The organism is Flavobacterium frigoris (assembly GCF_900111075.1).
In the GTDB taxonomy this organism is placed as follows: domain Bacteria; phylum Bacteroidota; class Bacteroidia; order Flavobacteriales; family Flavobacteriaceae; genus Flavobacterium; species Flavobacterium frigoris.
The window spans coordinates 151,186-164,831 of sequence record NZ_FOFZ01000004.1; the positions used below are offsets into that span (position 1 = coordinate 151,186).

The 13,646-nt window shown below is 33.4% G+C and carries 16 protein-coding genes; 10 read left to right on the forward strand and 6 right to left on the reverse strand.

Features of this window, described 5'->3' with window-relative positions; genetic code table 11:
• Positions 1–29: 29 nt before the first annotated feature.
• The 3 genes from BMW63_RS07840 to BMW63_RS07850 all read left to right on the forward strand — a co-directional run bounded on the left by BMW63_RS07840 (position 30) and on the right by BMW63_RS07850 (position 2,289).
• Positions 30–1,052, forward strand: a complete 1,023-nt coding sequence (locus tag BMW63_RS07840; protein ID WP_074722909.1) for a COX15/CtaA family protein — start codon at positions 30–32, stop codon at positions 1,050–1,052.
• A gap of 61 nt (positions 1,053–1,113) precedes the next feature.
• Positions 1,114–1,887, forward strand: a complete 774-nt coding sequence (locus tag BMW63_RS07845) for a CDP-alcohol phosphatidyltransferase family protein (RefSeq protein ID WP_074722910.1) — start codon at positions 1,114–1,116, stop codon at positions 1,885–1,887.
• 219 nt (positions 1,888–2,106) lie between these two features.
• Positions 2,107–2,289: a CsbD family protein gene (locus BMW63_RS07850; RefSeq protein ID WP_074722911.1), complete on the forward strand. Its 183-nt coding sequence runs from the start codon at positions 2,107–2,109 to the stop codon at positions 2,287–2,289.
• 108 nt (positions 2,290–2,397) lie between these two features.
• Here BMW63_RS07850 and BMW63_RS07855 read toward each other — a convergent pair whose 3' ends face one another.
• Genes BMW63_RS07855 through BMW63_RS07875 form a run of 5 tightly spaced genes read right to left on the reverse strand, consistent with a single transcriptional unit; the run spans position 2,398 to position 5,918 of the window.
• A complete protein-coding gene (locus tag BMW63_RS07855) occupies positions 2,398–3,153 on the reverse strand; it encodes a LytR/AlgR family response regulator transcription factor (RefSeq protein ID WP_074722912.1) in 756 nt (251 codons plus the stop codon).
• A gap of 48 nt (positions 3,154–3,201) precedes the next feature.
• The gene (locus BMW63_RS07860; protein WP_074722913.1) at positions 3,202–3,555 is read right to left on the reverse strand and encodes a 2TM domain-containing protein; all 354 of its coding nucleotides are present in this window, start codon (positions 3,553–3,555) and stop codon (positions 3,202–3,204) included.
• A 15-nt stretch (positions 3,556–3,570) separates the two neighbouring features.
• Complete coding sequence (locus BMW63_RS07865; protein ID WP_074722914.1) at positions 3,571–3,882, reverse strand: 2TM domain-containing protein; 312 nt, start codon at positions 3,880–3,882, stop codon at positions 3,571–3,573.
• Between the two features lie 2 nt (positions 3,883–3,884).
• The gene (locus BMW63_RS07870; RefSeq protein ID WP_074722915.1) at positions 3,885–5,222 is read right to left on the reverse strand and encodes a 2TM domain-containing protein; all 1,338 of its coding nucleotides are present in this window, start codon (positions 5,220–5,222) and stop codon (positions 3,885–3,887) included.
• A gap of 45 nt (positions 5,223–5,267) precedes the next feature.
• Positions 5,268–5,918, reverse strand: a complete 651-nt coding sequence (locus BMW63_RS07875) for a hypothetical protein (RefSeq protein WP_074723031.1) — start codon at positions 5,916–5,918, stop codon at positions 5,268–5,270.
• 172 nt (positions 5,919–6,090) lie between these two features.
• On the opposite strand from BMW63_RS07875, the gene BMW63_RS07880 reads away from it, so the two are divergent.
• Both BMW63_RS07880 and BMW63_RS07885 read left to right on the forward strand, forming a co-directional pair.
• Positions 6,091–6,333: a hypothetical protein gene (locus tag BMW63_RS07880; RefSeq protein ID WP_074722916.1), complete on the forward strand. Its 243-nt coding sequence runs from the start codon at positions 6,091–6,093 to the stop codon at positions 6,331–6,333.
• Complete coding sequence (locus tag BMW63_RS07885) at positions 6,326–6,622, forward strand: type II toxin-antitoxin system RelE/ParE family toxin (protein ID WP_074722917.1); 297 nt, start codon at positions 6,326–6,328, stop codon at positions 6,620–6,622. Before BMW63_RS07880 ends, BMW63_RS07885 begins: the two co-directional genes overlap by 8 nt.
• A 9-nt stretch (positions 6,623–6,631) precedes the next feature.
• On the opposite strand, the gene BMW63_RS07890 is transcribed toward BMW63_RS07885, so the two are convergent.
• Positions 6,632–8,791, reverse strand: a complete 2,160-nt coding sequence (locus tag BMW63_RS07890) for a TonB-dependent receptor (RefSeq protein WP_074722918.1) — start codon at positions 8,789–8,791, stop codon at positions 6,632–6,634.
• A 278-nt stretch (positions 8,792–9,069) separates the two neighbouring features.
• On the opposite strand from BMW63_RS07890, the gene BMW63_RS07895 reads away from it, so the two are divergent.
• From BMW63_RS07895 to BMW63_RS07915, 5 genes are all read left to right on the forward strand, one after another.
• Positions 9,070–9,627, forward strand: a complete 558-nt coding sequence (locus tag BMW63_RS07895) for a sugar O-acetyltransferase (protein WP_074722919.1) — start codon at positions 9,070–9,072, stop codon at positions 9,625–9,627.
• A 181-nt stretch (positions 9,628–9,808) separates the two neighbouring features.
• Positions 9,809–11,059 (forward strand): chloride channel protein, encoded by a 1,251-nt coding sequence (locus BMW63_RS07900; protein WP_317040268.1) that lies wholly within the window; start codon positions 9,809–9,811, stop codon positions 11,057–11,059.
• Between the two features lie 6 nt (positions 11,060–11,065).
• The gene (locus BMW63_RS07905; RefSeq protein ID WP_074722921.1) at positions 11,066–11,668 is read left to right on the forward strand and encodes an HPP family protein; all 603 of its coding nucleotides are present in this window, start codon (positions 11,066–11,068) and stop codon (positions 11,666–11,668) included.
• Positions 11,669–11,773: 105 nt separating this feature from the next.
• On the forward strand, positions 11,774–12,313 hold the full coding sequence (locus BMW63_RS07910; protein ID WP_074722922.1) for an IS1096 element passenger TnpR family protein: 540 nt from the start codon (positions 11,774–11,776) through the stop codon (positions 12,311–12,313).
• Between the two features lie 88 nt (positions 12,314–12,401).
• Positions 12,402–13,460 carry a nucleoid-associated protein gene (locus tag BMW63_RS07915; RefSeq protein WP_074722923.1) on the forward strand — a complete coding sequence of 353 codons (1,059 nt, stop codon included), beginning with the start codon at positions 12,402–12,404 and terminating at the stop codon, positions 13,458–13,460.
• Positions 13,461–13,646: the final 186 nt, after the last annotated feature.

Here is a 13,646-nt window from a genome sequence, read left to right on the forward strand (position 1 = left end):
AAATATCTTTACCAAAATTAGTTTCAAAAATGAAAAAAGAGAATAGATCTGTCATTATTTGGTTATTATCCGGTTGCGTATTATTGTTTTTAATGGTTACCGTAGGCGGAATTACAAGATTGACTAATTCCGGCCTATCAATGACCGACTGGCATTTAGTTACAGACACTTTTCCCCCATTAACAGAAGCTAAATGGCAACAAGCATTTGATGAATACAAGAAGTTTCCTGAATATCAAAAAATCAATATTCACAATGACTTTCAACTTTCTGATTATAAGTTCATCTATTTTTGGGAATGGTTTCACCGCTTTATAGGTCGTATTATCGGATTGGTATTTATAGTTCCATTCTTTTATTTTTTAATTAAAAAGAAACTGGATAAAGCGACAATAAACAAATGCATCGTCCTTCTAGGAATGGGTGCTTTTCAAGGTTTTTTAGGATGGTTTATGGTTCGAAGCGGCTTGATTAACAATCCAGATGTGAGTCATTTTAGACTAGCGCTACATCTAACTTTTGCCTTTATTACCTTTGCATATACTTTTTGGGTAGCCTTAGATTTACTCTATCCTGTTCGAAAAAACAGTCTACAACCTTTAAAAACTATAGCAAGATATGCTTTAGCATTTTTATTAATCCAAATTGTTTATGGTGGTTTTGTTGCCGGTTTAAATGCAGGATTAATTCACAATCATTGGCCCATGATGAGTGATGGCCAATTCATCCATGACAGTGTTTTTCTAGAACAAAAAAACTTACTATTAAGCTTTACGGAAGGTAAAAGTGGCGTGCAATTTATCCACCGAACCTTAGCTTATGTTGTGGTAGGATTTATGGTTTTACTTTACGTTAAAAGCAGAAAATTCACTTTAGACCTTGCCCAATCCCGAGGAATAAACCTACTTTTAATACTCGTTTTTGTACAATTTGTTTTAGGCGTTTTTACTCTTTTGTATGGCGTTCCATTGTGGCTAGGATTAACACATCAAATCAATGCTTTTTTCCTTTTATCGGCGATGACATTTACTTTACATAGGTTGTCAAAATAACAACTTATCACTATATTTACCTTTGACTATATTGTCACATTTCTATTTGTTCCTATAAAAAATGTCTAAACTTGCTGCGCAAGATAGCTTCCTTGACCTATCAGATTACGGAAGACCCTTTGGAAAAATGCTCGCGAATCGATTAAAAAATACGCGATTCACGCCTATCCATGTCACACTTCTTTTTGGTATATCCGGACTAATTGCGATTTACTGTATTTTGGAAAACCACTTTTACTTAGCTGGATTTTTCATCATTTTAAAATCAGGTATCGATGCTGCCGATGGCGAACTTGCACGCTTAAAAAACACACCTTCCTACACCGGAAGATACCTCGACAGCGTTTTTGATATCATCTTAAACTTCCTTTTTTTGAGTGCAATTTGCTACGTTTCAAATACCTCTTTTCTGCTCACTTTAGGCGCTTTTTTCTGCATTCAATTACAAGGAACCTTATACAATTACTACTATGTTATTTTGAGAAATAAATCGGTAGGGGGAGATAAAACTAGCAAGATTTTCGAATACAAATCACCAAGGGCTTTAGCCGGTGAAACTCAAAAATCAGTCGATATTTTATTCAAAATTTACACAGTCGTTTACGGAGGGTTTGACAAGATCATTCATACTTTAGACAATAGTGCCTACAAGGTAAAAACATTTCCAAACTGGTTTATGACTTTCGTTTCCCTGTATGGATTAGGTTTCCAATTACTGCTGATTTCGTTGATGTTAGCAATGGATTATATCGAGTATATTGCTCCTTTTTTTATTGGATATTCTTTTCTTATATTTATCCTAATAGGCATAAGAAAATCCTTTTTCAAGTTTTAAAAACGGCGATAGATAAAATCTATATTACAACAAAAATAAACTATTAATCAGAACTTTACGTTAATCAACCTACCATATTAGTTTAAATAAACCAACCAACTAGTTAAATTCCAAAATGCAATTATTCTATAACAATTTCACCGAATTATATAACACTTTTTCTTTTACTTTTTTTGAACTTTGTAATAGATGTTTTATTAACTATTAAACTATACAATTATGCCGAACTCAGAAGAAATTAAAGGAAACTGGAATGAAATGAAAGGTAAATTAAAACAAAAATTTGCCGACCTTACCGATGATGATTTGTTATTTGAAGAAGGAAAAGAAGATGAAATGTGGGGAAAGCTACAACAAAAATTAGGAAAGACTAAAAAAGAAATTAAATCATTATTTGAATAATTTCGAGTTTTAGACCCACTAAAAACTGTTCTGGAAAAATGCTTTTTATTTTATTCAAAATGAAATGAAAATGCAGTTTTTCGAAACAGTTTTTTTTGTGTTTTTTCGCTACCCAATCCACACTTTAAAATCAGCTACTTTTTCTCTACTTACAATAACCTCATCCTCTCCATAAGAAGGCAGAATAATTTTTAATCTAGAATTGCTATAGACCACAATTTCCTTAATTGCTTTCATCGGAATTATAAATTTTCGGTTGATTCTATAAAACTCTTTTGTGTCTAATTCTTGTTCTAATACTTCTAAAGTTGATTCAATAAGATAATTTCTATTGTCGAATGTATGAATATAAGTTCCTTTGTTTTCGCTAAAAAAGCATTCGATTTCTTCAATCGAAATGACTTTCAAATATTGCCCAATTTTTACCGTAAACCTTTTTTTGAATTCTTTCTCAAAAGGATTCCCAAGCATTTTTTTAATCTCTTCAAAATGCAATTGCAACTTTTCTTTTTTAGGCAATCGTTCTTTAAATTTCGAAACAGCTTGCTCCAGATCGTCTTCGTCAATTGGTTTTAAAAGATAATCTATACTGTTTAATTTAAAGGCTCGTAAAGCAAATTCATCATAGGCCGTTGTAAAAATTACAGCGCTCTTAATTTCGACTTTTTCAAAAATTTCAAAGGATAATCCGTCGGATAATTGAATGTCTAAAAAAATCAAATCTGGATGTTCATTTTTAGAAAACCAATCGATGGCTTCTTCAACCGAATGAAGCATCACTCCTACTTCAATTTTTAGTTTTTCGAGCTTTCTTTGCAACAGTCTTGCGGCTGGTTTTTCGTCTTCAATTATAATAGTTGTCATCTACTGTGGTCTTATGATTTTTAAAATTATTGTTTTATTTTTTTAACGTTACTCCCATTTATCCCCTTTATCTTTATCCATAAATTGTTGAATTTTCTTTTCTTCCCAATCAGATCCAAAAAACAAATCTCTTCCAAAAACCGAAAATCCATGTGCCAATAAACCCATTCCCCAAAATAAAGCAGTACTCCATGTTTCCCAACTCCAAAATTCAATAGCGTTAAAAAGATCTCTATTAGATCTAGAAATGATTATAACAGTATTCACCAAAACATATACCAGCGCATGAACATAAAAACTCTTTATTCTCTTTACGCGCTTGTAAGCCATGTTATATTGTTGATCAGCGCTGTTTCCAAATTCCTGATAATTTTCGTCCCTTCTTCTTCTAATTCTTCCCATGATTTATTATTTTACTTATTTGTAATTATTTTGTTTTCGAGTTTCTTGTTCTTCCTCCATCAACTCTTTTATTTTCTGTTCTTCCCAATCCTGGTTGAAAAAAGGTAAATAATTGAACACTTTCATACCGTGAATGATTACACCTATTCCCCATCCTAATAGTGGCCAGTAGAACCATAGATGATCTGGTGATGTCCATAAATTAAGTGCTAAAAGCCCTAAATTGACAAATACATATGATGATAAATTACCGTAGAATCCTTTAATTTTATCTACTCTATTTTTCGCTTTGAAGTAACGCTCCTTTTGTTGATATGTGTTTTCCATAATTACTGCCATTTTTTATTTGTAGACTGTTTTTCTAGAATCTCTTTGATTTTGCGCTCTTCCCAGTTCGAACTGTACCCAAAGACTTTCAAAGCATGCATCGTTAATCCAAAACCCCAACCCAAAGCGGAAAACCAGAACCAATGAAATTGTGGCGAAAATTTGAGATTAATAAATATTAAGAACGGAATTACACAGCAGTACGAAATCAAGTTTCCATAAAAGCCTTTCAGTTCTTCGACTCGCTTTTTAGCTCTGTAGTAAGCGTTATTTTCACTATAATCGATAGCTGTTTCCATAACTGAAATTTGTTTTGTTAAAATAGGTATTCTTACTGTAAATGTCTTCTCATCTTGCTCGATCATCACTTTTCTATTCGTGATAATTGCATAACGGCTAATAATATTTTGCAACCCTACTCCTCGACGATCTTGTAATACTTCTTTCTTTTGATAATCATTTTGAACCACCAAATATCCATTTTCTATGTCAATTCTAATTTGCAATGGTTTTTGGGCACTTACTACATTATGCTTAACCGCATTTTCTAGTAATAATTGTAACGAAAGTGGCACTACTCTAGCTTCTGTATTAATATTACTCGCTAATAACTTATAATCTACGCTATCTTCAAATCTCATTTTCAGTAAGTTCATATAAGTCTTGGCAAAATCCAATTCTTCCTCTATAGAAACTAGCTCTTTATCCTTTTGCTCTAGTACATATCGATATACCTTAGACAAGGAGGTCGTAAAACGTTGCGCATTATCAGGGTTTTCCTCTATCAAAGAGCTCAAAACATTTAAACTATTAAAAAGAAAATGCGGATCGATTTGATTTTTTAAGCTTTCGAATTTTGCTGATGCTGTTCCTGCGATGATTTTTTGCTCTTTTACCCTGTTTTCATTGTACGCTTTGTAGAAATAAAGCGAATGAATCCCTAGCAGAACAACAAACGAAACTATTGATGCCACAATATAGTTTGAAGGTTTTTCGTCTATAAAAAAGTCATTAAATGTCCCGTTTTCAATTACTACATCTTGAAAAATACGTAATAAAAATATTACAAATAAAGTAAGGAAAAATGAACTTGAGAACCCTACAATCACTCTTTTTAAACTGTACTTGTCATTTTCAAAAAACGAATCTAAAAAAATATAAAGGGTCGCATTAGCATAATACAAAACCATTCCATAAAGCATGGTGTATAAAAAATTAACCTTTAAATGATTATCAAAAGTGACAACGCCTCCGTTGAGAGCTGGAATTATTGTTAAAACAATAAATATTACTATAGAAATTATTAAAGCTCGTGGAAATTCCCTTAAAAATGTATTCATATACCTATTTTATTAACATTAAAAATTTCACTTTCACCTTTATTCTTATTTACAATTTCTCTGAGCTACTAAGGCTCTGTCTAATCCCCAACTTGGAGAAAAAGCTGTTTCAGGTTGAAAAGTACTAAAAAGTCCAATGGCTTTATCTATTTGAGCACACATTGGCTTGGTATCTCTTCCCCAAAATTTAGCTCCACCAATCTCAAATTCAGCTTTTGAGAAAACCACTCTAGGATTATTAGGGGCAATAGCTTCGGCTTTTGCATAGAGTTCCATGGTTGAACCAGATAATTTCTGTCCGTTTGTCATTGGGTCATATACAATCCAGGCGGTGTTGATCATGGCCTGCATCACATAAAGCTCAGCATTATTCTGGTCTTTTACCATTTCAGTGTCTAAAGCAGTTTGTGCTTTCGAAAGTAATACTTTTATTTTTTCTTTGTCTTTAGTTCCAAAGGCAGAAGTCGTATTGACTAATGCTACATAGTAATTAGGCAACCAAGTAGTTGTTTCTACTGCTGCAATTCTTTCGAATAAATCCGAAGCTTCCGTATTTTTTCCTTCTTTCCAAAGTCCGAAGGCTTTTCCCATTCCTTGTTCAAATTGTCCTGCTGTTGCTGGAGTTACGGCTTGTTGCCCTTGAGCTGAAAGGAATGTAATTACAAATAGTGCGAATGCGGTGATTAATTTAGTCATGATTTCTAGTTTTAAGATTGATTTTTTTATTGATGATTGAAACACTGTTAATTTCTATTTCAAAAGTAATACTGTTTTTATTCTAATTAAATTTAATAATACTGAACTGTCGGTTTTTGAGGATGAGTTGTAGTTAAATGATTTTTTTTGTAATTTTGATAAAAACATCGTCATGAGTACAGCTGAAATAAAACTAAAACTATTCCGAGAAATCGACAAATTGGACCAATCCAAATTGGAACAAGTTTATGGCTTGCTTTTTAATTTTCTAAATAAAGAAAATGACACCGAAGAATGGAATTCATTATCGCAAATGCAACAAAGTGGTTTATTAGAAGCTATTGAAGAATTGGATTCATCAGAAGGTATTGACCATCAATCCATCATGGACAAATTTAGAAAAAAGTATGCGTAAAAGCATCAAATGGTCGTCTCTTGCAGAAGATGATTTAACAAAAATCCTTGATTATTTAGAAATTCGATGGAATAAAAATGTATGCACTAAATTCATCAATAAATTAGATTTCTGCATTGATTTAATCCGAAAAAACCCAAAGCAATTTCCTTTTATAAATAAAGATTTCCAGATAAGAAAATGTATCATAACTAAACAAAATACGCTTTATTATAGAGAGACTAATTCAAGGATAGAAGTGTTGCGCCTTTACGATACAAGACAAAACCCAGATTCCCTACAATTGTAATTAACCACTTTACAAATTCTTCAACTGATTGTCCTTTTTGTCTTTACTGATCGTCCAAAAGAAACCGACGAAAAAGAAGCGATCTGCTGTGGGTGTAATGGCCCTTCTATTATAAATTCCATTTACATCTGGGTTTTTGGCATAATCATATCCGTAGACATTCTGCGTTCCTAATACATTTGAAACTGAGAAATACAGAATTTTTTGTGGGCTAATTAAGTACGCCCAATTGAAACTTAAATTGTTGTAGACTTTTGTTTTTCCGTTCATGAATTGGGTTTCATTTGGATTGTTGTATGGACGTCCTGAACTAAACGAATTTGTAAAACCCACTTGCGAGCGCCAGTCTGTAATGAAATATTTAGTTACTAATGACAAAGTGTGATTGGCTACAAAACTGGGCGTAACTGCAGTTGGAAAATTTTTATAATCTCTTTTAGTATCAATAAACGAATACGAAAGCCAGTATTCTAGATTTTTGATGGTTTTTCCATCTCGCCAAAAAATATCCAATCCTTTGGCGTAAGCCGATCCTTCATTATTGAAAACCGAGTTGTAGGCAATGGCTTGCGTATCGTATTTTACTAAATTGCTATAATCCTTGTAATAGGCCTCAGCTCTAAAAGTTTGATTGTCCTTGCTGTATTGAAAATTCAGAATGTAATGCGATGCTTTCTCACTTTGAAACTGATGGTATTTGGAATATTTGATGTAATCAACCGAAGGACTTTGAGAAAAATCGCCGTAGGCAATAGAAAACTGGCTATTCTTGGCTATTTTGTAGGCCATTGAAATTCGTGGCGAAATGGTACTTTCAGCCAATAAATCATTGTAAGAAGCCCTAAAACCGACTTTGGCGGCTAGTTTTTTAGAAAATAAAATATCCGCTTCGGTGTAGGCTGCAGCAATATTAGAATTGTAGCCGTTTGTTTTAGTTATACCTAAATTGGGTACGAAATTTTCATCGAATTTAGATATGAAATAGTCGCCACCAACCAATAACTTAAAATAATTAGAGAAGTTCTTCTTTATTTTTAATTTTAAATGCGCTGCGTTTTCGTCATTATTAACGTTGTCTAAATCCAATCCTATTTGGTTTTTACTGTATCCATAGCTCATACCAGTCACCACTTGCCAACCAGTACCAAAACGACCGTTGTATGATGTATTGAAATAGAAATTATTATTGTTTAAATCCACACGAATTTTCTCAGGACCATTTATATTTTCTTGATTGATATCCATTTTTGAAGAGTCGAATGCGGCGTAGACTTTCAAGATTCCGTTGTTGAAGTTATAGCGATAGACCAATTCACCAGACAAAGATTGAAACGGACTATTCCAGTCCAGATTTTGAGGAATAGCGGCTTGATAAGGTGCTAAATTGATATAAGAAGCGTTTAGGCTAAGCGAGCTCTTTTTCCATTTTTGGGTATTTCCTAATCCTAATCCAACGGTCATTAAGGAAACTTCGGTTTTGTTTTGATCGGGATTATCTTCTGTATTTAAGAGTAAAACGCTGGACAGTGCTTCCCCATATTCGGCTGAAAAACCACCGGTTGAAAAGGCGATTCCACTGAACAAAAACGGAGAAAAACGTCCGCGTGTAGGCACATTTCCGATGGTAGCGTTGTAAGGTTGTGCTACTCTTATTCCGTCAACAAAAGTTTGGGTTTCATTGGCCTCGCCCCCACGAACAAAAAGTCGACCGTCCTCGCCTACGCTCTGCGTTCCGGGTAAGGTTTGTAGTGCAGCAATTATATTTCCTGCTGAACCTGCAGTAGTTACGATATCTAAGGGTTTGAGGACAGAAACTCTTGCTTTGTCCCCAGACTCCATAGTTCCAGCCGAAATTACTACTGCGTCAAGCGTATTGCTACTTTCTTTTAAAACGATGGTTTTGTCTTGAAAATTAGCGACATCAATTGTTACTTTAAAGCTTTCATAAACCAGAAAACTAGCGATTAGGATTTGATTTCCGGTTGTGGTGGTGGTAAACGAAAATTGTCCGTTTTCGTTTGTAGTAGCACCATCGTAGGTACCATCAATATAAATGTTAGCCCCCGCGATGGGTTTTCCTTTTTTATCGAGCGTTTTTCCTGAAATGGTGGTTTGAGAAAATGCGCTTGCAGCAAAAAATAAAATAATAAATGTTATGATTGATTTCATGTCGTTTAATTTTGATAGTCCAAATGTATTTCGATTATCAGCTTTTAAAAACTTAAAGAAACTGAACTGTTGAAATATGAGGATGAGTTGTGGTACTTTTAATTTTGGTTTATATTTACATCCAATCGCAAAAGGTTACGGAGGCGGTTTGCATGAGGGATAGCAGTGAAAATCCTCTCTTGTCTCGTTTCTAAAAACGAGACAAGAGAGATTGTAACGAATAGCCCGACCGGAGCTTTTGCGAAGGGCATGCCCAAATAATATTTTAAATAGCTCGAATGACTACCGAAAAAGAAAAAATGATTGCCGGAGAATATTATTTGGCCGGAGATGCAACCTTAGTAAAAGACCGCCGACGCGCTAAAAACCTGCTTCATAGATTGAATGTTACCGAATATAGGATCACGAAAAAAGCGCGAGAAATCATCAAAGAACTGATTCCGAATGCGGGTGCGAACTTGTATATTGAGCCGCCGTTTCATTGTGATTATGGTTATAATATTAGTTGTGGCGAGAATGTGTATTTTAATGTAAACTGTGTAGTGCTGGATTGCGCTCCGGTAATTATTGGTTCGAATGTGTTTTTTGCTCCTGGTGTGCAATTGTACACTGCCACTCACCCACTGGAAGCCGAATTAAGAAAAACACTTGAAAGTGCTTTGCCAATAACCATTAGTGACGATTGCTGGATTGGGGGAAATACGGTGATTTGCCCTGGAATTACGATTGGAAAAGGATGTGTCATAGGTGCTGGATCTGTAGTTACAAAGGATGTTCCTGATAATTCATTGGCGGTGGGAAATCCGGCAAAAGTGATCCGAAAATTAAATCAATAATATTTTGAGTTTTATTTTAAGATATTATACTATCATAAAACTTTCCTAAAAAAAGTACCTTGTGACTGTCTAATATGACTTGCTGGAATTTAATTCTTTAAATTTGCACTCGTTAAAAATCTTGAAATTTAGATTTACAATCACTATTAAAATGAATTCTACAAGTCGTATTAAAAAAAATATGCCGTTAATTAAACTGCAAAAATTAATAATTGGTTCTGTATTAATTGGTTTCCTTTCGGCTTTTTTAGGAATAGCACTGAAAAAGCTAACAGAACATTACGAAGAAATTTTCTCCAACCAAGCTAGTTTACACCCTATCTTTATTTTTGTTTTTCCTATTTTTGGATTATCTGTTATTTATTTCCTGAGACATTATTTGTTTAACAAAAAAGAAAACAAAGGAATCAATGAGGTTTTTGAAAGTACAGGATCTAGAACTAAAAACTTACCCAAATCAAAAATTGCTTCTCATTTTATTAATGGATTATTAACCGTAATCTTTGGTGGATCTACAGGAATTGAGGTTTCGACAGTTGTGGCAACTGCGACCATAGGATCAGTAGCGCAGCGCAAACAAAATTTCTTTAAAGAGTATAAAACTGAACTTATTTGTGCCGGAGTTGCCGCCGGAATAACGGCGCTTTTCAACAGTCCGACTGCTGGATTATTTTTTGTTTATGAAGTGATTTCTAAAAAAATAACACGTACTTTCTTTATTACTAACATCATTGCGGTTTTGGTTGCTTTTGGGCTGGTCTACTTGGTTGATGAGAAACCTTTATTTGATGTAACCATAACTACTTGGCATTTACGAGCGATTCCATATTTTATTCTTTTAGGTATTTTGGCCGGAATCAACTCTGTATATCTCACCCGTTGTGTATTGTTTTTTAAAAATAATTTAAGCCAAATAAAAAGTCACTATTATCGAATCATAATAGGATCCGTCATACTTAGTAGTTCCTTATTTTTCTTTCCACAATTATATGGGGAAGGGTATCATGCCATAAAAATGATTTTTACAAATCCAAATGAAGTAAAAATATCTACTAATTTACTTTATACTTTTATCGGAATCATTCTTTTAAAACCTATTGCTACCTCGGCTACTTTATTTTCTGGTGGAGATGGTGGTGTTTTTGCGCCCAGCCTTTTCATAGGTGCGTTTTTGGGATTATTTGTGGCGCTACTTCTAAATACTTATTTGAAAGCTGATATAATCCCAGTTAATTTTATGGTCTTAGGCATGGCTGCCGTTTTAAGCGCTAGTATCCATGCACCATTTACCGCTATCTTTTTAATTTGTGGTTTAACCAATGATTACACCTTATTTATCCCCATTTTATTCGTTTGTCTTATTTCAAAATATACCGCAAAGATGATTTATCCACATTCTGTTTATTCCTACGCTGCTAGCGTGGCAAAATAATATTCTATGCCTACAGAAAAGATTAAAAGAAGTTATCGTAAGACGAAATACATACTTTATAAAGAAACGCTAGTTGATTTTAGAGAGAAATTTTGGTCTTTTGCTGGTTCCTTTATTGGAATAGGGACTCTTGCTTATTTACAATCTCAAATGCTTCCAGATTCGGATGTGTTATTTCTTATAGGATCTTTTGGTGCCTCCTCTGTTTTGATTTATGGAATCATCCAAAGTCCATTAGCACAACCTCGAAATTTGATCGGTGGTCACGTCATCTCTGCAATTGTAGGGGTAACTGTCGCCAAATTTGTTCCGGACATCTTGTGGCTAACAGCGGCCTTATCCGTTTCACTTTCTATTATTTTAATGCAATTGACAAAAACATTGCATCCTCCTGGAGGAGCCACCGCTTTGATCGCCGTAACTGGATCAGCCCAAATAAAAAATTTAGGATATTGGTATGTAATATCACCTGTATTGAGTGGCGTATTAATTTTACTGTTTGTTGCTTTAATTATCAATAATATCACCTCAAAAAGGTATTATCCTAATGACAATAGATTTCACAGAAAATACCACAACTTTAGAAAACGAATTATTCAAAAGAATTAAAAATTACAATTTAGACCTTTTGTAAATCTTATTAACAAATCAAGTTTCTTAAAAAGATATATAAAATTAAATTTTACCTTTGAACTCTCATTAAAAACAAAGATTATGGTTTACAAATTCAGAGTAATTCTAGATGCAGAAGAAGATATATTCAGAGATATTGCAATACTTGCAGATGACACTTTAGAAGATTTACATAACGCAATATTCAATTCCTTTGGATTTGACGGCATGGAAGTCGCTTCGTTTTATACTTGTGATGAGACTTGGAACCAAGAAGATGAAATTTCGCTTTTTGATACTGGTGACGTTATTGGGGAGCAAAAAACAATGGGCTCTTACCAATTATCAGACTTATTAGATGCCGAAAACACAAAAATTATCTATGTATATGATTTCATTAATATGTGGACTTTCTTAGTTGAATTAGCTGCAGTTGAGGAGCAGGTTGCCGGAAATTTATATCCAGAAACTTTATTTTCTCATGGAGAAATGCCTGATGAGGCAATGGAAAAAAGCTTTGAAGCAGACAATGCTGACGATTATGCCAATGATTATGAAGATGGATTAGACGAAGATGATTTGGACATGTTTGGCGACGACGACAGTTTTGAAGAATATGGATCTGACGAAATCTGGAATTAGATTAATAAAAAACGAAGAATCAAGAGCCAAGATTAAAGACTTCTCTATTGTCTATAATCTTGGCTCTTCCATCTAAAAAATAAAAAAAATGATCAACTTATTTAACACGCATATCGAAACGCTTTCGATTCATCGCGTTGGAAACAAAAGCCGCAATGAAGCTCTCTTTTTATCAGAACAACCTTTTAGTCTTCAAGACGAAATTGTGCCATTGATAAAAGAGTTTTTCTTGAAACCTTTTAGAGAAAAAGAAGAAAACTACTTTCAGTTTGCGCATGAAGTTGATTTAGATTATAACGACATGTATAAATTTGCTTCAGCGATTTTTGAAAATCCGGCAAGTTTACATGAAAATTCAAAGAATATTACAAAACATTTATTCGAACAATCGAATCATCCTCACATTAAAAATGGAGAGGTTTATGTTACTTATTTGACTAATGTAAATATTGACAATAATGTAGTTGATGCCATTGGTGTTTTTAAAAGTGAGTTACAAGCTGATTTTTTACAATTTGAAGAAAAAGGAACACATCTAGAAATGATTTTGCAACAAGGGATAAACTTGAGCAAACTAGATAAAGGATGTATCATCTTTAATCATAAAAAGGAAGAAGGCTACAAAATTTTAACTGTTGACAGTAACCGTTACGATGCGCGCTACTGGTTAGAGCATTTTCTTTCAGTTGATGCGTTTGAGGATGAGAATTTTATCACTAAGAAGTACTTGAAATTTTGTCAAAACTTTGCAAAAGACGTTGTTTTTCCAGCTGAAGATAAAAAAGAAGAAGTAATGTTCATGAACCGTTCTGTAAATTATTTTGCAAAAAATGATCAATTTGAAGAATCTAACTTCTTAAATGAAGTTTTAGATAACCCAGATTTGATTCCAGAATTTAAAAATTACAAAGTAGATAAAGGAGAAAAATATAGCATCGAAGATGTAACTTCTTTTCCTATTGCTAATGCTGCCGTTACAGATGCCCGTAAATCAATTAAAAATGTAATCAACTTAGACACACATATCCAAATCAAAATGGATTTTATCAATCCAGAAAGTGCAGAGAAATATGTTGAAAAAGGTTGGGACGAAGAAAAACAAATGTATTACTACTTAGTTTACTTTAATAAAGAAGAAAAATCGTAAAGCTATTTTTCATTCCTTTTGCTTTTAAAAAATCCTCAATTACGACTAAGTAATTGAGGATTTTTTTTTAAGGTACTAATAACTAGTTTATTCGTTAATTTTTATATTTAAGCATTCATTTTTCCTTATAACATCAGAAATTATTTATATTTATACTAAAATCATGTATTTAATCGATTAAATCGT

Coding starts and splice junctions, on each gene's coding strand:
- BMW63_RS07860 (WP_074722913.1), bottom strand. CDS start 3,555: ATGGGAAGAATTAGAAGAAGAAGGGACGAAAATTATCAGGAATTTGGA.
- BMW63_RS07870 (WP_074722915.1), bottom strand. CDS start 5,222: ATGAATACATTTTTAAGGGAATTTCCACGAGCTTTAATAATTTCTATA.
- BMW63_RS07865 (WP_074722914.1), bottom strand. CDS start 3,882: ATGGAAAACACATATCAACAAAAGGAGCGTTACTTCAAAGCGAAAAAT.
- BMW63_RS07875 (WP_074723031.1), bottom strand. CDS start 5,918: ATGACTAAATTAATCACCGCATTCGCACTATTTGTAATTACATTCCTT.
- BMW63_RS07915 (WP_074722923.1), top strand. CDS start 12,402: ATGATCAACTTATTTAACACGCATATCGAAACGCTTTCGATTCATCGC.
- BMW63_RS07890 (WP_074722918.1), bottom strand. CDS start 8,791: ATGAAATCAATCATAACATTTATTATTTTATTTTTTGCTGCAAGCGCA.
- BMW63_RS07850 (WP_074722911.1), top strand. CDS start 2,107: ATGCCGAACTCAGAAGAAATTAAAGGAAACTGGAATGAAATGAAAGGT.
- BMW63_RS07885 (WP_074722917.1), top strand. CDS start 6,326: ATGCGTAAAAGCATCAAATGGTCGTCTCTTGCAGAAGATGATTTAACA.
- BMW63_RS07840 (WP_074722909.1), top strand. CDS start 30: ATGAAAAAAGAGAATAGATCTGTCATTATTTGGTTATTATCCGGTTGC.
- BMW63_RS07905 (WP_074722921.1), top strand. CDS start 11,066: ATGCCTACAGAAAAGATTAAAAGAAGTTATCGTAAGACGAAATACATA.
- BMW63_RS07895 (WP_074722919.1), top strand. CDS start 9,070: ATGACTACCGAAAAAGAAAAAATGATTGCCGGAGAATATTATTTGGCC.
- BMW63_RS07845 (WP_074722910.1), top strand. CDS start 1,114: ATGTCTAAACTTGCTGCGCAAGATAGCTTCCTTGACCTATCAGATTAC.
- BMW63_RS07855 (WP_074722912.1), bottom strand. CDS start 3,153: ATGACAACTATTATAATTGAAGACGAAAAACCAGCCGCAAGACTGTTG.
- BMW63_RS07880 (WP_074722916.1), top strand. CDS start 6,091: ATGAGTACAGCTGAAATAAAACTAAAACTATTCCGAGAAATCGACAAA.
- BMW63_RS07910 (WP_074722922.1), top strand. CDS start 11,774: ATGGTTTACAAATTCAGAGTAATTCTAGATGCAGAAGAAGATATATTC.
- BMW63_RS07900 (WP_317040268.1), top strand. CDS start 9,809: ATGCCGTTAATTAAACTGCAAAAATTAATAATTGGTTCTGTATTAATT.